General features: G+C 61.9%; 18 protein-coding genes and 2 tRNA genes. All 20 read right to left on the bottom strand.

Annotated elements, in window-relative coordinates; all coding sequences use genetic code 11:
• Positions 1-112: 112 nt before the first annotated feature.
• The 20 genes from ffh to truB all read right to left on the bottom strand — a co-directional run bounded on the left by ffh (position 113) and on the right by truB (position 21,038).
• The gene (ffh, locus tag DXB98_RS00985; protein ID WP_117742822.1) at positions 113-1,588 is read right to left on the bottom strand and encodes a signal recognition particle protein; all 1,476 of its coding nucleotides are present in this window, start codon (positions 1,586-1,588) and stop codon (positions 113-115) included.
• Between the two features lie 10 nt (positions 1,589-1,598).
• The gene (gene ftsY, locus DXB98_RS00980) at positions 1,599-2,516 is read right to left on the bottom strand and encodes a signal recognition particle-docking protein FtsY (protein WP_117742821.1); all 918 of its coding nucleotides are present in this window, start codon (positions 2,514-2,516) and stop codon (positions 1,599-1,601) included.
• A complete protein-coding gene (gene smc / locus DXB98_RS00975) occupies positions 2,516-6,052 on the bottom strand; it encodes a chromosome segregation protein SMC (protein WP_117742820.1) in 3,537 nt (1,178 codons plus the stop codon). Before smc ends, ftsY begins: the two co-directional genes overlap by 1 nt.
• A 10-nt stretch (positions 6,053-6,062) precedes the next feature.
• Positions 6,063-6,788: a ribonuclease III gene (gene rnc, locus DXB98_RS00970; protein WP_117742819.1), complete on the bottom strand. Its 726-nt coding sequence runs from the start codon at positions 6,786-6,788 to the stop codon at positions 6,063-6,065.
• Between the two features lie 3 nt (positions 6,789-6,791).
• Positions 6,792-7,034 carry an acyl carrier protein gene (locus DXB98_RS00965; RefSeq protein ID WP_055309519.1) on the bottom strand — a complete coding sequence of 81 codons (243 nt, stop codon included), beginning with the start codon at positions 7,032-7,034 and terminating at the stop codon, positions 6,792-6,794.
• A gap of 124 nt (positions 7,035-7,158) precedes the next feature.
• Positions 7,159-8,178 carry a phosphate acyltransferase PlsX gene (gene plsX / locus DXB98_RS00960; protein ID WP_117742818.1) on the bottom strand — a complete coding sequence of 340 codons (1,020 nt, stop codon included), beginning with the start codon at positions 8,176-8,178 and terminating at the stop codon, positions 7,159-7,161.
• A gap of 87 nt (positions 8,179-8,265) precedes the next feature.
• Positions 8,266-8,445, bottom strand: a complete 180-nt coding sequence (gene rpmF, locus DXB98_RS00955) for a 50S ribosomal protein L32 (protein ID WP_022094017.1) — start codon at positions 8,443-8,445, stop codon at positions 8,266-8,268.
• 64 nt (positions 8,446-8,509) lie between these two features.
• A complete protein-coding gene (locus DXB98_RS00950; protein WP_117742817.1) occupies positions 8,510-9,064 on the bottom strand; it encodes a DUF177 domain-containing protein in 555 nt (184 codons plus the stop codon).
• Positions 9,064-9,561 carry an ATPase gene (locus tag DXB98_RS00945; protein ID WP_040358176.1) on the bottom strand — a complete coding sequence of 166 codons (498 nt, stop codon included), beginning with the start codon at positions 9,559-9,561 and terminating at the stop codon, positions 9,064-9,066. The genes DXB98_RS00950 and DXB98_RS00945 overlap by 1 nt, the downstream gene beginning before the upstream one ends.
• 68 nt (positions 9,562-9,629) lie before the next feature.
• Positions 9,630-10,127, bottom strand: a complete 498-nt coding sequence (gene coaD / locus DXB98_RS00940; protein ID WP_117742816.1) for a pantetheine-phosphate adenylyltransferase — start codon at positions 10,125-10,127, stop codon at positions 9,630-9,632.
• Positions 10,120-10,776, bottom strand: coding sequence for a 16S rRNA (guanine(966)-N(2))-methyltransferase RsmD (gene rsmD / locus DXB98_RS00935; RefSeq protein ID WP_117742815.1), 657 nt, complete (start codon positions 10,774-10,776; stop codon positions 10,120-10,122). Before rsmD ends, coaD begins: the two co-directional genes overlap by 8 nt.
• Positions 10,773-12,950 carry an ATP-dependent DNA helicase RecG gene (locus DXB98_RS00930; protein WP_117742814.1) on the bottom strand — a complete coding sequence of 726 codons (2,178 nt, stop codon included), beginning with the start codon at positions 12,948-12,950 and terminating at the stop codon, positions 10,773-10,775. Before DXB98_RS00930 ends, rsmD begins: the two co-directional genes overlap by 4 nt.
• A gap of 10 nt (positions 12,951-12,960) precedes the next feature.
• Complete coding sequence (locus DXB98_RS00925; protein WP_117742813.1) at positions 12,961-14,622, bottom strand: DAK2 domain-containing protein; 1,662 nt, start codon at positions 14,620-14,622, stop codon at positions 12,961-12,963.
• Between the two features lie 27 nt (positions 14,623-14,649).
• The gene (locus DXB98_RS00920; RefSeq protein ID WP_195919456.1) at positions 14,650-15,039 is read right to left on the bottom strand and encodes an Asp23/Gls24 family envelope stress response protein; all 390 of its coding nucleotides are present in this window, start codon (positions 15,037-15,039) and stop codon (positions 14,650-14,652) included.
• Between the two features lie 161 nt (positions 15,040-15,200).
• Positions 15,201-15,275 (bottom strand) — tRNA-Asn (locus DXB98_RS00915).
• A 34-nt stretch (positions 15,276-15,309) separates the two neighbouring features.
• A tRNA-Asn gene (locus DXB98_RS00910) sits at positions 15,310-15,384 on the bottom strand.
• Between the two features lie 165 nt (positions 15,385-15,549).
• Complete coding sequence (gene rpoD / locus DXB98_RS00905) at positions 15,550-16,899, bottom strand: RNA polymerase sigma factor RpoD (RefSeq protein ID WP_117742812.1); 1,350 nt, start codon at positions 16,897-16,899, stop codon at positions 15,550-15,552.
• A gap of 110 nt (positions 16,900-17,009) precedes the next feature.
• On the bottom strand, positions 17,010-19,109 hold the full coding sequence (gene dnaG, locus DXB98_RS00900; RefSeq protein ID WP_117742811.1) for a DNA primase: 2,100 nt from the start codon (positions 19,107-19,109) through the stop codon (positions 17,010-17,012).
• Positions 19,102-20,109 (bottom strand): riboflavin biosynthesis protein RibF, encoded by a 1,008-nt coding sequence (gene ribF / locus DXB98_RS00895; RefSeq protein WP_233505046.1) that lies wholly within the window; start codon positions 20,107-20,109, stop codon positions 19,102-19,104. Before ribF ends, dnaG begins: the two co-directional genes overlap by 8 nt.
• Positions 20,106-21,038: a tRNA pseudouridine(55) synthase TruB gene (gene truB, locus DXB98_RS00890; RefSeq protein ID WP_117742810.1), complete on the bottom strand. Its 933-nt coding sequence runs from the start codon at positions 21,036-21,038 to the stop codon at positions 20,106-20,108. Before truB ends, ribF begins: the two co-directional genes overlap by 4 nt.
• Position 21,039: the final 1 nt, after the last annotated feature.

The raw sequence follows: 21,039 nt of genomic DNA, 5'->3' as shown, positions 1-21,039 counted from the left end.
CAGGCAATCGATGCCATCACGTGCCTGCTCACACAACAAATAACGCACCAACGACGAAGGCCGCCTGGAATACCATCCGGGCGGCCTTCGCCATACACGACTCAGCCAGTCGCTACTTTTTATTACGCATCTGCGCTTCCATCTGGCGCAGCAGATCCATATCGGACTTGGGGCCGCCCGTTCCTAGGCCGCCCATGCCGCCCAGGCCCATGGCATCCAGGCCGGGAATATTGGGCATGCGCATCTTTTTGCCCTTCTTGCCCTTTTTGCCCTTCTTGCCGCCGGCCTGTGCCTGATTGGCCATCGTGCGCATGCGGCCCATCATCTTGTTCATCTCGCCCCACTGCTTCATAAGGCTGTTGACCTCGGTTGGGGTTACGCCAGCTCCCTTGGCAATGCGGGCACGGCGCTGACCGTTGATGATGGAGGGACGCAGGCGTTCCTCCTTGGTCATCGACATGATGATGGCCTCGTTCTTATCGAAGATGCCCTCGTCCAGGTTGCCGCCCATCTGGTTGAGCGCGCGCTGGCCACCGGGAAGCATGCCCAGAATGCCCTTCATGCCGCCCATCTTCTTAACGGCCTTCATCTGGTCGAGCATATCGTTCATGGTGAAGCCCTCGCGCAGCATGCGCTCGGCAGCCTCGAGCTGCTCGGCATCGGCTGCCTCCTGGGCCTTCTCGATGATGCCGACGACGTCGCCCATGCCCAAAATACGCTTGGCCATACGATCGGGATAGAACGGCTCCAGCGAATCGGGCTTCTCGCCCATGCTCACAAACTTGATGGGCTTGCCGGTCACCTGGCGCACGGAAAGCGCGCCGCCGCCACGGGCATCGCCGTCGAGCTTGGAGATGATCACACCGTCAAAGTCGGTGCGCTCGGCAAAGGTCGAGACCACGTTGACGATATCCTGGCCGGTCATGGCATCGACGACCATCAGCACCTGATCGGGCTTGACGGCTTTCTTGATGTCCACGGCCTCCTTCATCATCTGCTCATCGATCTGCAGGCGACCGGCGGTATCGACGATGACCACGTCGCGCAGGTGGTCGACGGCCTCCTGGATGGCGCCCGTGGCAATGTCGACCGGATGCGCACCGTCACCGCGGAAGACCGGCACGCCAATCTCGCCGCCAAGCGTTGCCAACTGGTCGGCAGCGGCAGGGCGGTAGACGTCGCACGCGGCGAGCAGCGGCGAGCGGCCCTGCTTCTTGAGCAGGTAGGCAAGCTTTACGGCTGCCGTGGTCTTACCGGAGCCTTGCAGGCCCACAAGCATAATGACGTTGGGAATACGGTTGCTAAAGACGAGCTTGCTCTCGGTGGAGCCGAGCATCTCGGTGAGCTCGTCGAGCACGATCTTGACGACGTTTTGCGCCGGCGACAGCGACTCCATGACCTCTGCGGTCATGCAGCGCTCCTTGGTCTTGGCGACGAACTCCTTGACGACCTTAAAGTTGACGTCGGCCTCGAGCAGCGCCATACGGATGTCGCGCATGGCCGAGGTGATATCGGCCTCGGTCAGCTTGCCCTTGCCGCGCAGGCGGTCAAATGTGTCGTTGAGGCGATCGCTCAGGGAATCAAACACTAGTCACTCCTTAATTGGACTCGCCCACCAGGGCGCGGCAGAAATCTTTGGCATTGAACTCCTGCAGGTCATCGACCTGCTCACCCACGCCGATGCGCAGGATCGGGAGCTTGAGCTTCTCGGCCACGGCCATGGCGATACCGCCCTTAGCCGTGCCATCGAGCTTAGTCATGATAATACCGTCCAGACCCAGCGCCTCGTTAAACTCGAGCGCCTGGTTCAGACCGTTCTGACCGGTGGCAGCATCGATCACGAGCACGACCGAGACGGGCATAGGACCGGCGGCCATTTTGGCAGCGCGCTTACGCGTCACGTTGACCACCTTGGCAAGCTCGCGCATGAGCTCGGGGCTCGTGTGCAGACGGCCGGCGGTATCGATCAGCACCAGGTCGCTGCCGCGCTTATCGGCCTCGTCGAGCACGTCATAGCACACGCTCGCCGGATCGGAGCCGCGGTCGCGCTTGATGACGGGGACGCCGGCGCGCTGGCCCCACACATCGAGCTGCTCGATGGCGGCGGCGCGGAAGGTATCGGCCGAACCGATCACGACGTTCTTGCCGCGGGCGGCCATGGCGCTCGCGATCTTACCGACCGTCGTGGTCTTGCCGGCACCGTTAATGCCCACAAACAGCACGCAGCTCGGCGTATCGGAAAACGGATCGCGCTCGATGGGCACAAAGTGCTGCTCGAGCTGCTCGGCCAGGGCACGGCGAAGCTGCGGAGCGGTCTTGAGGTTCTTCTTTGCCGCGGCATCGCGCAGGTCATCGGAGACCTGAATGGCGACCTCGGCACCCATGTCACCCATAACGAGGGTGTCCTCAAGGTCCTCCCAAAAGTCCTCGTCAACCTCGCCGCCAAAGTAGAAGACCTCGTTGAGTGCCTCGCGGCTGCGCTCAAGTCCGCGCGAGAGAGCGTCAAAGAATCCCATTATGCATTCACGACCTTTCCGGTTTCGCGATCGAGTTTTTGCGAGACGACGCGGCTGACGCCGTCGGCTTGCATCGAGACGCCATAGAGAACGTCAGCGTCCTCCATGGTACGGCGCTGATGCGAAATAACCAAGAGCTGCGTATCGGAACGCAGCACATCGAGGGCGCCGATGAGCTTGGACAGGTTGGCGTCATCAAGCGCCGCCTCAACCTCGTCCAGCACATAGAACGGCACCGTGCGCGTGCGGTACACGGCAAAGAGCAGGGCGAGCGCCGTCAGACTCTTCTCGCCGCCCGACATGAGCATCATCTTGGTGATGCGCTTGCCGCGCGGCTGCGCCACGACCTCAATGCCCGTCTCGGCCGGATGCTCGGGATCGGTCATCTCCAGATGAGCCTGACCGCCCGGGAAGAGCATGGCGAAGATCTCGCGGAAGTTCGCGTCGACCTTCTCAAACGTCACCAGAAACGCCTTGCGCATCTTGCGGTCGATCGCCACCGTGATCTTGGTGAGCGCCTTGCGCGCGCTCTCCAGATCGGCCAGCTGCTCCTCGATGTAGTCGGCGCGGCGCTTGAGCTGCTCGTACTCCTCCATGGCAACTTGGTTCACAGGGCCCAGGTTGTTGATCTGGCGCACAAGCTGGTTGAGCTCGCGCTCGGCGGCATCGCGGTCCGTGGGCGCGGGAAGCATGAGCGCTTCCTCGAGCACCGTCGTGCCATCGGCGGTAATGGCCTTGATGGCCGCCTCTACCTGCACCTCGAGTTTACCGCGTGCGACCTTGAACTCGTTTTGCGTCGCGGTGGCGGCATCGACCCGCTCCTTGGCGCGGGAGACCTCGGCCTTGGCGTCCTCGATGGTCTTCTTGAGCGAGGCCGAGTCCGCCTCCTCGAGCGAAGCCTGGTCACGCAGGCGCGCGGCCCAATCCGACGCGCGCTCCAGCAGGGCCGAATAGCGCTCGTGCATGGGGTCGACGCGCAGGCGCAGCAACTCGAGCGAGCGCGAGGCCTGGCGTGTTCCGCGGATACGGCGGTCGATGCCCTCCAGGCGATGCTCCAGGTCGGGCACACGGCCCTTCAGCGAACGCAGACGCTCGCTCGTCTGAGCCAGGCGGACCTTGGCATCGGCGAGCTTACCGGCTGCCTCGGAATCGTCACGGCGCACGCGATCGAGCTCGTCGTTGGCTTCGGCAATCTGGAGACCCAGGTCGCTTGCCTGCGCACGGGCCTCGTCGCGCGAACGGGTGAGCTCGTCAACGCGCGGACGCGCAGCGCGAACGGCCTCGGCGGCCTGCTCGCGGCGCTTGGAGATGCGCACGCGCTCGACCTCGGCATTGTTGGCGCTTTGCTCCAAGCGGCCAATCTCGGAGAGCAGCGAGCGGCGCTCGCCCTCAAGACGGGCGATCTCGCCGGCGGCATCGCCCTCGGCGGCACGCGCCTCCTCGACGGCCGCATTGGCCTCGACGACCTGATCCGACACATGCTCAAACACGGCAGCCAGATCGGGCTCCAGGCCCTCCAGCTCGCGAATGCGACGCTTGCGCTCCAGGGCACCCGAAGCCTCGCCGGCATCGAGCCCAACGCGCACCAGGCCGCCACAGCTTACGCGGGCGCCATCGGGGGTCACATAGGTCACACCGTCAACGACAGGCGCAGCCAGCGCGGCAGCCAAGTCATCGACCACGTAATAGCCACCGAGCAGCGCCTCGACAATCGGGCCATAACCGGCACGCACGGAAAGGCGATCGACCAGACGCGAACCGCCAGCGCCCTCGGAGGCAGCAGAGCCGCTCACGCCACACGCCACCAGCAGCGCCTCACCCGAGGCCTTCTTTTGGTCCAGAGCCGCACGACCGGCACGCTCAAGCGCGGCGGCGTCATCAAACAACAGGGCATCGATATCGCCGGCAAGCAGCTGCTCGACCAGACCCTCGAGTTCACGAGGGGCCTCGAGCACGTCGCCCAGACGGCCTGAGACATCATCGCCCAGTGCGCCCATCAGACGACTCACCAGCGGCGAACTGTCTGCCATGCGCGCATCAAGCTTCTTTTGGCTGGCAAGCTCCGAGCGCACCTCGGACAGCTTGTTGCGCGCCTCGCTCTCGCGGGCACGCAAGTCCTTCAGGGCCGCACGGGCGACCTCGGTGGCCTCACGCGCATCGACCTGGGCCTGGCGCGCCTCCTCAAGAGCGCCCTCAAGCTCCTCGGCGCGGTCGCGACGGCTCTCGAGCGAGGCCGTGACCTCCTCGAGCTGTTCATCGATCTGCTCCAGGCGCGAGGCATACATGTTGTCCTCGACCTCGGCATTGCTCAGCGAGTCCTTCACCTTGGCAAGCTCAAGCGCGGCGTTGTCGGCCACGCGCTGCACATCGCGCTGCTCACGTGTAAGCTGCGAAATCTGATTGTCGAGCGCCACGCGCCGCTCGTGGAGCTCAGCGGCGGCAGGACCAGCGGCGTCAACGTCCTCCTGGGTCTGCGTATGCGCACCGGTCACTTCCTCAAGCTGCGCACGCGCGTCCTCGAGCTCCTCGACCACGCGACGACGCTGATGCTCGGAGCTCGAAATCTGGCCGCGCATGTCGGACAGGCGCGACACCATGTTGTGGCCCTTTTCCTCGAGCAGGCGCATATCGGAGTTAATGCGGCCGACCACGTCTTGCATATGGCGGCGCTGCTCGCCCAGATCGCCCACAAACAGGCCCTTTTCCTCGAGCATAACCTGGAGCTTCTCGAGCTCGCGCTCCTTTTCGCCCATGCGGTACTGCGCAAGCTCCAGCTCGGCGGCACCTTCCTTGGAGCGGCTCTCCAAGTCGTTCCACTGCGACTGCAGCGAACGCAGCTCGTCGACAGCCAGCATCTGCGTAAGCTCATTCGCGCGCGAGGACAGCTCTTTGTACTTGCGCGCGCGATCGACCTGACGCTCCAGCGGTCGCAGTTGACGGGCGATTTCCTTATTGATGTCGCGGGCACGCGTCAGGTGCTCGTCCATCGACTTGATCTTTTTGAGCGCACGCTCCTTGCGGCGCTTGTGCTTGGAGATGCCGGCGGCCTCCTCGATGAGGGCACGGCGCTCCTCGGGGCGGCTCTGCAAAATGGCGTCGAGCTTGCCCTGGCTGATGATGGAATGCGTATCCTTACCCAGGCCCGAATCGTGCAGGATGTCCTGAATGTCCATCAGGCGGCACGGACTCGAGTTGATGAGGTACTCGCTTTCGCCCGAGCGATACATGCGACGGGTGATGGCGACCTCGTCAAAATCGACGGGTAGCACATGGTCCGAGTTATCGAGCACCAGCGTGACCTCGGCGACACCCACCGGCTTGCGAGCCGACGAGCCCGAGAAGATGACATCCTCCATGGCCTGGCCGCGCAGCTGCTTGGCGCTCTGCTCGCCCAGAACCCACAGGATGGAGTCGGAGATGTTCGATTTTCCCGAGCCGTTGGGACCGACGATGACGGTCAGGCCCGGCTCAAACGTCATATGGGCGCGGTCGGCAAACGACTTGAACCCTTTGAGCGTGAGGGACTTGAGATACACGGTTCCTCGCTTACACAGGCTTCTTGTTGAGAATCACGCCGTTAGTGGTGTAGCCCATGCGGTCAAGTGCCTCGAGTGCAGCGGCCCCCTCGGCTTCCTTCTTTGAGGAGCCGGAGCCGCGACCCTGGCGAATACCATCGATCAACACCACGGCGGTAAAGGTGGGCGCATGCGCCGGGCCCTCGGAGCCAACGAGCTTATACGCCGGGGGTTCGTGACCGTCGGCTTGCACGCACTCCTGCAAGAACGACTTGGGGTTCGCAGGGTGCTCGGCACGCTCGGAAGCCAGGTGCGGCTTAAGCGTACGGTGGATGAACTCCGCCGCCGCATCCCAGCCGGCATCCAGGTACAGCGCGCCCACGAGCGACTCGTAGACGTTCTCGAGGGCCGAATGCAGGCCGCGCGCACCGGTACCGGTCTCGGAGGCACCAAAGATGATGATGTCGTCGATGCCCAGCTCGTTAGAAACCTCGGACAGCGTGGCGCCCGAGACAAGCGACACCTTCAGGCGCGTGAGCTTGCCCTCGTCAAACTCCGGATAGGACTCAAACAGGGAGCGTGCGACCACGGCGCCCAAAATGGAATCGCCCAAGAACTCAAGGCGCTCATAGCTGGCAGAAACCGGCTGGCCCTCGACTGCCGAGGGATGCGTAAGCGCCGCGCGCAGCAGCACCTTATTATTGAACTCATGGCCCAGAATTTCCTGGGCGCGCGTAAGTCGTTCAGACAAAGCCAAGACCTAGGCCTCCCTGGCGTTTTCGATCGCGTCGACGGCGTCGGCGACAGAGTTGAGCGAAAGCAGAGTCTCGTCATCGATCTCGAGGTTGAACTCGTCCTCGATAGCCGTAACCAGCTGCAGGCGCTCGAGCGAGTTGGCATCGAGGTCGTCAAAGGTGGTCTCATCGCTAATTTCGGCAACATCGACGCCCAGAACGTCAGCAGCGACCTCGGCGATCTTGTCGAAGATTTCGGAGCGGTCCATAGCGCTTCCTCTCATAGTGCATGAATACCAAAAGAATGGTACCGCCCGGGCGGTACCAAGACACGGTTCTGATTCTACCCCACGACGCACGCCCCGAGGCGCATAACAGCGCTCTAACTCGCTCTTATAAAACGATACCGTCCATAGAGTTGGCGACATTCTCGACCAGCCCGGCGCGCACGGCTTCGGCCGCCGCGAGCGTACCGTTTTTGACAGCTTCGACCGACGTGGCGCCGTGGCCGATCAGAACCACGCCGCGCAGGCCCAAAAGAATCGCGCCGCCCTTGACGTCGCCAGAGAGCTTGGCCTTGATCTCGCGCATCTGCTTTTTAATAAGCAGCGCGGCGATCTTGGTGCCAAGTGAAGACATAAAGACGCCCTTGAGTTCCTGCAGCAAAAACTTAGCAGCGCCCTCAGTGGCCTTGAGCGCGATGTTGCCCGACATGCCGTCGGCGACCACGACGTCAAAATTGCCCGACGTAAGATCGGTGCCCTCGCAGTTACCAACAAAGCCGGGAACGACGGCTTTCATGGCCGGGAAGCACGCCTTGGTAAAGTTGGAGCCCTTCTCGTCCTCGGTGCCGTTAGCAAGCAGGCCCACGCGGGGATGCTCAATGCCCAGGACGACGCGGGCATAAGCGCTACCCATCTGAGCAAAACGCACCATGTCATCGACCTCGACATCGGGGTTAGCGCCCATATCGCACAGCACCGTCAGACCGCCGGCGCGATTGGGCAGCGCATTGGTCAGACAGGGGCGCACCGGCTGCTTCTTGCCTTCGGCCTGATACCTAAACGGCGTCACATAGGCGGTAGCGGCGGCGGTCATAGCACCGGTCGAGCCGGCAGAGAAGAACGCGTCCGCATTTCCCTTCTTGATGGCACGGCACGACAACACGATCGAAGACTTGCGTTTGGTCATCACGGCGCGAATGGGATCGTCATCCATGGCGATAACGTCGGGTGCCTCAAGGGCCTCAACACGTGCATGGGAAGCTGCAAAGGGATTGACGATTTCGGCGGGGCCAGCTGCCAAGACCTCGATATCGGGATCGGCGGCAAGCGCAGCCTCGATACCATCGAGAACAACCTGAGGTTTCTCGTCTCCGCCCACAACGTCTACACAAACGCGAACGTTACTCATATACATGCTCCTTATACAAAAATGGCCGACTCATTGAGCCGGCCATTGTGGTTCCATTTGGAACGGCATCGCATCCAGAGTATACCGTTACTCGGTAACGATAACCTCGCGGTCCTTGTAGAAACCGCAGCTGGGGCACACGTGGTGCGGGAGCTTGACAGCGCCGCAACGGGGGCACGTGGACTGAGCCGCAGCCGAGATCTTCATGTTGGCGGAACGACGGGTGTGAGTGCGGATACGACCCTGCTTTTGTTTAGGTACGGGCATAGTGACCTTCCTTATGAACTATCCAGTGTGGCGATTACGCGCAAGTAGCGATACTACCACAGTTTTACTCGTCAAGCTTGAGATTCTTCAATGCTGCAAATGGATTTTCCGTGGCAGCGGCCCATTCGGCCTCCGCCTGGGCGGCGCAATCGCATTGCTCGACGTTGAGATTGCAACCGCAAGTGGGGCACAGACCGTGGCAATCGGGCTTGCAGAGCACCACAAACGGCGTGTCCATGACAACCGCGTCATTGATGGGCTCACCCAGATCGACGATGCGGTCCTCACCCAGGAACTCGTAGCCGTCCTCGTAGGCCTCGGGGTCCTCGGGCTCCTCAAAGAGGTAGAACTCCTCGATCTCGCCGGCGATATCAAACGAAGCGGGCTCCAGGCAACGGTCGCACTCGCCGGTGGCGTGCGCGCGGACCATACCCGTGAGCAAGACACCGGTACCGGCGTTGGTAAAGACAACGTCGTAGTCGATGCCGTCCTGTAGCTGGTACTCCTTCTCGCCCACCGTGTAGGTGGCGACATCGACCTTACCGGTCAGCGGATACGAATCTCCAGGAAACTCGAGCTGCTCAGATAGATCGACGGTAACGCTCGGGAACTCAGCCATTACCACTGACCATTCTGTTGGGCGGCACCCTCGTTAAGCTGCTGACGGCAACGAGTAACGGTGCCGGTCAGGCTCTTGAGGTTCTCCTCCAGGTGCGTAAAGACCTGCTCTGCGTAGTCCTCGGCAGCATAACGCGTCTCGCGCTCGTACTGCTGGGCACGATCACGGATGTCGTCGGCCTGCTGCTGCGCTAAGCGGACGATCTCCTGCTCACCGGCAATGGTAAGGGCCTGCTGCTGAGCGTCGGCGATGATAGAATCGGCCTGAGCGGCAGCGGAAGCCATAAGCTCCTCGCGCTCCTTAAGGATACGGCGGGACTTCTGCCACTCCTCGGGATAGCTCATGCGGATCTCGTCGAGGATGTTGAAGAACACGTCGGCGTCGATGACCTTGAACTGAGCGTTCTTGCCGAAAGGCGGCTTGGCTTCCTCGATCAGCCCTTCGAGCTCATCGACCAAGCTGACGATCCTATCGCCAGGAAAATTCTCGCCCGGCATCCGGTCTCCTTTCATAGGTAACATATCATCGTGCTAGTTTACCACATGCCACCAGGCAATAAGAAACGTCACGAAAAGCGAAGTCTGAGCGCTTCGACCACGTTGGGCGGGACAAACGTCGATACATCGCTGCCGAGTGAGGCGATCTGGCGAACGACCGAGCTCGAGATATAGCCGTACTGCGGCGCACTCATGACAAAGATGGACTCCAGCTCGTTATCCAAGCGATAGTTGAGATCTGCCTGCTGCAGCTCGTACTCAAAGTCGGTCATGGCGCGCAGGCCCTTGACCACGGCCCCCGCCCCCTGCTCACGAGCGAAGTCGACCAAGAGGCCGGTGAAGGGCAGGACCTCGACGCCGTCGATATCGCCGAGCGCCTCGCGGGCCAGCGCCACGCGCTCATCGAGCATAAACGTCGTGCCCACACCGTTTTTACCCTGCGACTCGGCAACAGCGACGATCACGCTGGGAAAGATGCGGCGGGCGCGGCGGATTACATCGATATGGCCAAACGTAATGGGGTCGAAGGTGCCCGGAACGATGACGCGGTTAATGGTGTCACTCATGGGCGTCCTCCTGAAACGTCGTGGCATCGTTGTTGTCAGCATCGGTGCCGGCGTTATCACCCTCACCATCGTCATCGCCGACCCAACGAAGCAGATCGACCGAGGTGATGCCATAACGCTTCTCACGCACGGTCTCAAAACCTGCCGGATGCGCGCCCGCATCGGCAGCGGCATGCTCAAACATGGCATAAGCACCAGATGCAAGCAGACCCTGCTGAGCCAGGTTCTGCAGCAGCTCCTCGACCGGCTCGGCACCAAAAGCATATGGTGGGTCGAGCAGGACCAGATCAAAGGGGCCGCCCGGCACACGACCGCGCGAGGCACTCGCCAGCATGTCGCCCGCTACCACGCGCCAACGCGCACGGTCACAGCAGAGCGACTCGATATTCTTGGTAATGAGCCGCGCGGCGTTGCGATCGATCTCAAACGTCGTGAGCGAGCGGGCCCCACGAGAGAGCATCTCTAACCCTAAGGCACCGGAGCCGCCAAAGGCGTCCAGCACACGGACCTCGTCCAAATCGAAGTCGAATGCCGACATGACCATAGATGCGCACGCCTCGCGTACGCGATCAGTCGTGGGGCGGGTGACATCGCGACCACGGGGCTCCTCGATCTTACGACCGCGCCATTCGCCGCCGATGATTCTCATCCTCCGCTGACCTCCTTAAAAATGTGTCGATATCGCATGGCGACCGCATCGCGCAGGGGGCGCGTCGCCACGGAGTCAAGGGTGCAAGCATACCGCAAGAGCTCGACCGCGTCCAAATGTGCCCACTCAATCAGCTCCTCGTCGGCATCCAGGTCGACAAAGCGCAGGGTCACACCGCCATGTTGGCGGTACCCCAGGATCTCGCCCTCGTGGCGCAGACGCAGGTCCATCTGGGCGAGCGTAAAGCCATCCGAGGTCTTCTCGAGCGATTGTAGGCGATCTTGTGCTGCCGACGCGCCGCCGTTGCCCTTGGAGTGCGTCATGACCAGGCACGTGCCCGACACGCTGCCACGGCCCACGCGACCGCGCAGCTGGTGCAGGGCAGCCAAACCAAAGCGCTCGCCGTTCTCGATGACCATGACGGTGGCATTGGGCACGTCGACGCCCACCTCGACCACCGTAGTCGAGACGAGCACGTTGATCTCGCCACGCTTGAAGGCATCGATGACCCGATCCTTCTCCCCCGCCGGCATGCGGCCGTGAAGGCGCTCGACGGTAAGCCCAGGCAACGCAAGACGCAGTCGGTCGAGCTCGGTTGCCGTATCGTGCAGCGGCACGGGGACCGTCACGCGGCCCTCGTCGTCGTGGGCGATACCGGGCACGTCCTCCAGCTCATCGGCCGAGTCACTCGGCTCCACGAGCGGGCAGATCACGTAAGCCTGCTGGCCCTTTTCGTGCGCCTCACGGATGGCGCCATAGGCGAGGTCACGGCTCGACTCGGTCAGCACGCGTGTCGTCACGCCAGCGCCAGGGACGGGCCGATGGCGGATGATGCTCGTGTCCAGATCGCCGTAGACCGAAAGCGCCAGCGTACGCGGGATGGGCGTTGCCGTCATTACGAGCAGATCGGCACCGGGGCCCTTCGCGCGCAGGGCGTTGCGTTGGCCGACGCCAAACCGGTGCTGCTCATCGATGACCACGAGCGACAGGTGCTTGAACGCAACGTCATCCGAAAGCACCGCGTGGGTGCCAAAGAGCACGTCAAGCTCGCCCGATTCCAGCTGTGCATGGATGCGCTCGCGCTCTGCGGTCGGCGTAGCACCCGTCAGAAGCGCCCAGGACATGCCGGCCTGCGAGAGCAGAGGGCCAGTCTTATCGGCATATTGGCGCGCCAGCACGCCCGTGGGCGCCATAACGCAGGCCTGGGTGCCCGAATCGGCCGCGACAGCCAGTGCGCAGGCGGCGACGGCGGTCTTACCGGTACCGACATCACCCAGCAGCAGGCGGTTCATCACGCGCCCGCCATCGCACATATCGCGCAGGATATCCTGGAACGCGGCTTCCTGCTCGTCGCTCAGCGAAAACGGCAAGGCCTGCTTGAGCGCGGCCAGGTGATCGCCCGCGGTATGGGCATAGGGCACCACATCGACCAGGCCGCCGTCGTTGCGCAGGCGCAGCGCCAGCTGCAGGTAGAGGCACTCCTCGTAGGCAAGCCGTGCGCGCGCGATATCGCGCTCAGCCATGCTCGAGGGAAAGTGGATCGAGTGCAAAGCACGGGCATTGCTCATGAGCTTCCGCTTTGCGCGCAGCGGTGCCGGAATGGGATCAAAGGGATTGCCGACAACCTCGAGCGCGCCGCTTACAATGCGGCGCATCCATGCCTGGCTCACCCCATCGCTCACATAATGGACCGGCAGGATCGTGCCCGCGGCACGCCCGTCCTCGAGCTTTTCGAAATGCGGAGAGGCCATCTGCTTAAAACCATAGGCAAACTCGACCTTGCCCATCACGGCCAGGCGGTCGCCCTGCTTAAGCTGCTGGGCAATCCAGGGCTGGCGGAAAAAGGCGACCTGCAGCACGCCCGTCTCGTCAACGAGCGAGACCTCGGTCACCTGCATGCGCGGACGCGGCTGCTTTTGGACGATACGGTCAACCGTGGCGATGATGGTGCACACGATACCGATGGGCGCCATCTCGATGGACCACGAGCGGGTAAAGTCGAGGTATCGATGAGGGATATGGAGAAGGAGGTCCCCCACCGTCCGAATTCCCAGACGGCGAAGGGCCTCCTCACGTTTACCCGAAACATATTTGAGTCGCGCGATATCCTCGTCGAGCGCATTGCTCTGGGCAAAGCGCTCCGAGACGCGCGGCACGGAGCACAGCTCGGACATGGGCAGTTGCCTACTCGATCGAGAAGATCACGGGATAGAGCGGCTGCTCGCCACGATGGGCGTCAATCTCCAGATCGGGCTGAGCCTCCTCAATGGCGTCGACGATCTCCTGGAAGGCTTCATCGGACAGCTCCTCGCCGGCCAGAATCGTCAGCGCGTCACCCTCCTCTTCCTCCTGCATGCGGTTGATGCAATCGAGCGTGACCTGCTTCACATCGGAGCCGACCACGTCAATGGAACCGGCAATGATACCCATAACGTCACCGGAGTGAATCGGCGAGCCGTCGGAGGCGCTGGAGTCGCGCACAGCGCGGGTGACCTCGCCATCGCGGACTTCGCTGATGGCGTCGACCATAGCGGCGACGGCTTCCTCGAGCTCGGAATCGGGCAGGACCGCGAACAGCGCGGAGAAGGCCTGCGGAACGGTCTTGGTGGGAACGACGGCAACCTTCTTGTCGGTGCAGGCAGAAGCGGCAGCCTCAGCGGCCATGCGGATGTTACCGTTATTGGGCAGGATGATGACCGAGGTCGCGTTGACCTGGTCGACGGCGCCCAGCAGGTCTGCAGTCGAGGGGTTCATGGTCTGACCACCCGACACGATCACGTCGACGCCGAGGGACTTGAGGATATCGGCCTCGCCGGAACCGGCGGCAACAGCGACAAAGCCCAGCGCCTTGGCGGGCTCGGCGGCCTTCTCCTGGTCCTCATGGATCTTGGCGGTACGGTCGTGGGCCTCCATCTCCATGTTGTGGATAAAGACCTCATAGATCTGACCAAGCTGCAGCATGTGCTCGAGCACCAGGTTGGGGGTGTTGGAGTGCACGTGAATCTTGTAATCGGGGTAAGCACCCACGAGCAGCTCGCAGTCGCCCATGGAGCCCAGGAACTTAAGGCATTCGTCCTCATCAAACGGGGCATCGGCCTTAAAGAGGAACTCGTTGCAGTAACGAAACTCCGAGCCCTCCCAGTCGTCGTTGGCCTCGATCTCAACGCGGTCGAGGGCCGCGTCGCGGGCAGAGCCAGCGGAGTCAAACATGGCGGAGAAATCCTCGACAACGGTGCTGCGACCAAGCGCGGCGGCAACAAAGTTCTCAAGGAAAATGGCAAATCCAAAGGCGCCGGAGTCGACCACGCCGTTCTCCTTCAGAACAGGCAGCAGGTCGGGCGTACGGGCGACGGACTGATAGGCCTCGACGACGATGGCGTCGAGCGCTTCCTCGGCCGAGAACTTCTTCTTCTCGCACTCGTCTGCCTTGGTCGAGACGTCGCGCAACACCGTGAGGATCGTACCCTCGATGGGCTTACGCACTGCCTGGAAGGCAACCTTGACGGCTCGGCGGAAGGCATAGGCGATGTTGGCGGACGTGATGGGCTCATCGGCAGAGACAAGGCCCTCGGCCACACCACGCAGAATCTGCGAGGTGATGACGCCGGAGTTGCCACGGGCACCCATCAGGGAGCCGTGAGTGATGGCGCCGGCGATGGCCTCCATGTCGGCGTCAGCAGGAAGGGCGGAAAGCTCCTTGGTCACCGAGGCGAGTGTGAGCGACATGTTGGTACCGGTGTCGCCGTCGGGTACGGGGAAGACGTTGAGCTTGTTGATCTCCTCGGCCTTGTCGGAAACAGCAGCCGCAGCGATCGGAAAACAGGTGCGAATGGTCTTTGCAATCATGGGTATTTGAATCTCCGTTTTCGGATGCTAGTTCAGACGGCTCTTGAGCGCGTCGATGTGAATGCCGATCTTAAGGCTGGCGGGATCGATCTGGGCGACCTCCTGCAGAGTGAAGGCAACGGAGCTCGAAAGATTGTGGCAGACGGACTTCATGTTGACGCCGTTCTCGAGCACGACGTGAAGGTCGACCGTGAGGCCGTTCTCGTCGGCGGAGACAAGCACGCCCTTGCGGAGGCGCTGACCGGCAAGCAGGCGCACGCTCTCGGCGCCCTGGAGCTGCTCGGCCATACCGACAACGCCATAGCACGTCATCGCGGCATAACCGGCAATATCGGCAATAACGTCGTTCGAGACGCTCAGGCTGCCGTTAATGGTCTCAGACACAAGAATCTCCTTATCTGGTGCTCGCGGCACCATCTCGTGGGAGCAATCATTCCAATATTCTACAACGAGCGCGCCATGTTGAGGTGGTGGGTCGCGGGATTACATCCTCGACACGAAATGTTGATATGGTAACGTTCGCGCCAGGCGATCGCGGTATGAAAAAACCCGCCGCATAAGCGACGGGTTTTACAACCTGGCTCCCCGGGTAGGACTCGAACCTACAACAGCGCGGTTAACAGCCGCGTGCTCTACCATTGAGCTACCGAGGAATTTAAAAGCCCAGCGGATTGGGCTGAAAAATTCTGGCTCCCCGGGTAGGACTCGAACCTACAACAGCGCGGTTAACAGCCGCGTGCTCTACCATTGAGCTACCGAGGAATAGGTGCGTGCTCTCAAGCAACGAAGTTTATTATACGGACGAATCAGCTCAGGGCAAGAACTTTTTTAAGAAATTTTCCGACCCAACCGTTGCGGCAAGGAGTGTCCCAAAGTGCCGGCAAAAAAGGAACGTCCCTAACTGCCGAAACGGAAACGCCGTGACTACTAAGACTCAATGTAGTCCTTGAGCTTGCTCGAACGGCTCGGGTGGCGGAGCTTGGCCAGGGTCTTGGACTCGATCTGGCGGATGCGCTCGCGCGTGACGCCAAACTCGCGGCCAACTTCCTCGAGCGTGCGGGGATGACCGTCGACAAGACCAAAACGCAGCTCGATAACCTTACGCTCACGATCGGCAAGCGAATCGAGCACCTGGGTGAGCTGCTCCTGCAGCATGGAGAAGCTGGCCGCATCGGGCGGAACGATGGCCTGGGAGTCCTCGATGAAGTCGCCCAGCTGGGAATCCTCTTCCTCGCCGATGGGAGTCTCGAGCGACACGGGCTCCTGCGAAATCTTCTGGATCTCGCGGACGCGGTCGGCACTCATGTCCATCTCGGCACCGATCTCCTCGGGGGTCGGGTCGCGACCCAGGTCCTGGAGAAGCTGCCGCTGCACGCGGACGAGTTTGTTGATGGTCTCGACCATGTGCACGGGAATACGGATGGTACGGGCCTGGTCGGCGATAGCGCGCGTGATGGCCTGACGGATCCACCACGTGGCGTACGTGGAGAACTTAAAACCCTTCTGGTAGTCGAACTTCTCGACGGCGCGGATCAGACCGAGGTTGCCCTCCTGGATCAGGTCCAGGAACAGCATACCGCGACCGACATAGCGCTTGGCGATAGAGACGACCAGACGCAGGTTTGCGCTGATGAGTGCCTGCTTGGCTTCTAGGCCCACGTTCTCAATGCGCGTAAGACGACGCATCTCGGCACGCGTGAGCTCAAGCTCGCCCGCCTCGGCAGCCTCGAGCTTCTCGGTGGCCTCGAGACCGGCCTCGATCTTCATGGCCAGATCGACTTCTTCGGAGGCGGTAAGCAGGTCGACCTTGCCGATCTCCTTGAGGTACATACGAACCGGATCGCCAGTCAGCATCACCGTGGAGGCATCGATGCCACGCACGCGGGAGCGTGAACGGGACGTGCGCACGGTGCGCTTCTTCTTGCTCTTGGAAGAACCCATCTCGGCGTCGGCCTGACGGGCCATCTTGAGCTCATGATCGTCGAGCGAGCCGGAATCGTGCTCGTCGTCGTCATCGAAATCGTCGGTATCGGTATCGTTATCGTCATCGTCGACGTCCATGGGGGCGTCGTCGTTACCGCTCGCGGAGATAATCTGGATGCCGCTGTTGCGCAGCGCGGAATACACCGCGGTGAGCTGCTCGTCAGAAACATCGATATCCTTCAGGGCGACCTGAATCTCGTCCTCGGTTACCGAAGTCCTGTTTGAGCCGTTGCCCATGAGCTTTGCAACGCAGGATTCCAGCCCAGTACCCGTGCTCTCAGTCTTTTTTGGCACAGATTCTCCCTTCATAGTCAACAGGACTCAATACTTTAGCACACACATAGACGTCTATACCCAAAAAGAGAACTGGATATAGGCGAGAATACGCTGGTTGACCACAACATCTAGGCCTGTTCGGTGCCCGCGGTCTCCAAACCGATCAAACGGAACGGGTCCGCCACGCCGCCGATAGACTTTTGCAGCTCGCGTTGACGCTGCGAATCCTGCGCGGCCTGCACGGTCAGCGCGCGGCGGGCCTCATCATCGAGCGATCGATCCTGGCGCAGCTTGGCCTGTGCGGCACGCATGCGGCGCTTAATGGTGTAGAGCTCGAGCGTATCGAGCATGAACACGATGTTCGTCTCGGTAGGGTGTTTGCTCGTGGCGGAGATGCGCCCGGCACTCACAAGCGTTGCCGCCTCGGGACACACCGAGCGCGCCGCATCCATGCAGGTCGCAGGATCGGTACCCGGCGGCGTTGCCAGCACGGCCCACGCGATGGACTCGTGGCGCGGGTCGACCCACTCGATGGAGCAGATGCGGTCAGCATACGTGCGGAACAGGTCGGGGTAGCTCGTGAGCATGGTCAGCAGCTCGCGCTCCCCTGCCAAGGACTTGCGCTCTAGATCGGTCAAAACCATAGGGAACGAGGCGTCTACCGGAGCACCGGCGGGCGCAGAGCCCATACCATCAGGCACGTCGATCGGCGGCAGGTCGTCGACGACCTCCACAGGAGCGGCACCGTAAGCATCGAGCGGGACATAGTCGTACGGCTCTTCCTCGACCGGCGCCGCTACTGCCGGCGTCGCGCCCGACGCCCAAGCACCACGAGATGTCCCTTGCAAACCAGACGACCGACCGCCCGCGCTACCAGATCGCTCGGCTTGCGCCCGCTGGCGTTCATAATTCTGCTCACGACGTCGTTCCGCATCTTCGCGCTTGGCGACATCGCGAAACACGCGACCCGAACTCGCGCGCACCGCCTCCAAATCCAAACCCAGCAGATCGGCAATCTGGATAAAGTACGTGTCGATCATATAGCTATCGCGCAGCGGATAGATAAGCGTCAGCGCATCTTCCAGCGCCTTGGCGCGACCGCCCGGCGTGGTGATGTCGCTCGCTTCCTGCAGCGAACGGTACACGAAGTCCATGAGCGGCTCGGCGGCGTCGATGCGCGCCTGCAGCTCCTTTCCGCCGTGCGCCGTGATGAACTCCATGGGATCGTTGCCGTCGGGCAGCACCACGCAGCGCAGGTCCATCGAATCCTGCTCGATAAACTGTATCGCGCGACGGGCGGCCTTCTGGCCCGCGGCATCGCCGTCAAACATATACACGATGCGCTTGGCAAAGCGGGTGAGCGTCTTGACGTGATGCTCCGTGAGCGCAGTGCCCAGCGTGGCGACGACGTTTTTAATCCCCGCCTCCCAACAGGCGATGCAGTCGGTATAGCCCTCTACCACGATAGCGGTATCCTGCGCGACGATAAACTCCTTGGCCCAATTAAAGCCGTAGAGGTTTCGCTTTTTATGAAACACGCTCGTCTCGGCGGTGTTGAGGTACTTAGGTTGGCCGTCTCCCATGATGCGACCGCCAAAGGCGATGTTATGCCCCTGCTCATCAAAAATGGGAAACATCACGCGGTCGTAGAAGCGGTCGGCAAGCTGCCCGCGCCCGCGACTCACAGCCACGTTGGCGTCGATCATCTCCTGCGGAGTAAAGCCCGCCTGCGACAGATGAGCCACCAGCATGTTACGACCCGGTGCAAAGCCCAGGCAGTAGCGGCGGCAGACGTCGCCACCCATGCCGCGGCTGGCGAAGTACTCACGTGGACGGCCGTCCTTACCGCGCATAAGCATGGTGTGGTAGAACTGGGCGGTCTCGGCGCACAGATCGTAGATTCGGGCACGCTTAGTACCGCGCTCGCGGCGGTCTCCGGTGTCGTGCAGCTCAATACCCGCGCGATCGGCTAAATAACGGATTGACTCGGGAAAGCTCAGGTTCTCGCGCTTCATGATATAGGTGAAGACGTCGCCGCCCTCGCCACATCCAAAGCAGTGCCACACCTGCGTGGCAGGGATAATGTGAAACGACGGGGTCTTTTCGCCATGGAAGGGGCAGCAGCCCCAAAACTCATGGCCGCGGGGCTTGAGCTCAACCGTTTCCTGCACGATGGCTACCAGGTCGGACGCAGCGCGGACCTGGTCTTTCTCCTCATCGCTAATCACGGATACTCACCCCCTGCTCACCCAAGTTATGACGGATATCATCGATATTACCCTCGACGGTCGCGATCAACTCGTCCAGGGAATCGAACACGCGTGACGGACGCAGCCAGCGCGTAAACGCCAGCGAAACGGAAGCGCCGTACAGGTCGCCCGTATACCCAATTAAGTTGGCTTCGAGATGCGCAGATGCCGCATCGTCGGCATACGTTGGCGGCAGGCCGACGTTGACAGCAGCGGGCCACACGGTGTCATCGACCAGCACCAGACCCTCATACACACCATCGGCAGGCACCTGAATGCCGCTGGGAACCTGCAGGTTTGCCGTGGGAAAGCCCATGCCAGAACCCTCGTGACGACCGCGAATAACACCGCCACGCACCATATACGGGCGGCCGAGTAACCCAGCAGCAAGCCCCACATGGCCCTGTCCCAGCTCGTGACGAATGCGGGTGGCGCAAATGGCCTCACCGCCCTCGCAAAGCAGGTCGTGACCATACACGTCAACGCCGCGCTCGGAACCCCAAACGCGCATCTCGGCAACACCAGAAGCACCGCCGCGACCCAGCCTAAAGTCGCTGCCAACGCGAATCGAACGAATGTCGACCACGCGTGACAACAGTGCGAGAAAACCGACATGGTCGAGTGCCGCAACCTCAGGCGTAAAGGGAACGGCCACCACTGCATCGACCCCGATTTGAGCCAGGGCATGCAGACGGTCGGCCGTCGTCATCAATTTTTGAGCGGGTGAAGGGCTCACGACAACGTCCGGGTCGGGATCGAAGGTAACTACGACCGCCTTGCAGCCATGGGCACGGGCATCACGGACGAGCGCCGCAATAAGCTCCTGGTGTCCACGGTGCACACCATCGAACACGCCGATGGCGATGGAGGCAGCACCCAAGTGCTCGCACTCATCAAACACATCGGCAGTAACGATGCGAGCCTCGTCCGACTCGCCCGCGAAAAAGATACGCGCGAGCTCGCGAGCGGAAAACATCATCGAACACCGCCGATTGCCTGCGGAAACACGTGCTCCATGACAAAGCGGCCACTCTCAATGCGAGCGAGCGCCTTGAGTCCTCCATCGAGCACCAACGCAAAAGGCGCCTTCGCGGTATCGAAATCGGCAAGCGCACGCTCAACGGGAATGCGTCGGCCGCAGAGCAGGTCGTCGGCAAGATTGCCAGGCAAGTCAACACGCGTGGCGCCCAGGGCCGCAATGGGATCCAGGGCAAAGCCAGCCGCGGACTCGGGAGAAAGCTCCTCGACCGCATGACAAGCGCCAATGGAAACAACACCGGAGGCCGTGCGGCGCAGCGCAGAAATGTGCGCGGCGCTCTCGCAGGCGCGGCCCAAGTCGCGAGCGAGCGCACGGATATAGGTGCCCTTGCTCACCGAGAACGCCACGGTCCACACACACGTATCACCTTCGCCGCCCACGGCGATCAGGTCGGCGGCATAGACCTCGACGGGGCGCGGAGGTAGGTCCACCGCATTGCCCTCGCGAGCAGACTTGTAGGCGCGAACGCCATTGACCGAGATAGCCGAAAACGCCGGCGGCACCTGCATCTGCGGGCCCAACATGGCGACCAAGCGCTCGCGGGCATAAGCCGGATCGCGCAGCTCGGGTGCAACGGGCACCGTGCGGACCGCCTCGCCCTCCGCATCATCGGTATTGGTCTCGGCACCAAACGAGATGTCGGCGACGTAGCTTTTGGTATCGAGCGTGAGCATGCCCAGCAGACGGGTGGCTTGGCCTACACCCACCACCATGACACCCGATGCCATGGGGTCGAGCGTGCCGGCATGGCCGACGCGCCGCTCATGGAGGGCGCGCCGGCATTGCGAAACCACATCGTGGGACGTGCAGCCCACCGGCTTATCGACAGCAAGCAGCATATTCAGTTGAGAAGGTGTACGACGAGCCATG

The organism is Collinsella sp. OM07-12 (assembly GCF_003438275.1).
Classification (GTDB): Bacteria; Actinomycetota; Coriobacteriia; order Coriobacteriales; family Coriobacteriaceae; genus Collinsella.
This window is presented reverse-complemented; position numbering and strand designations above follow the sequence as displayed.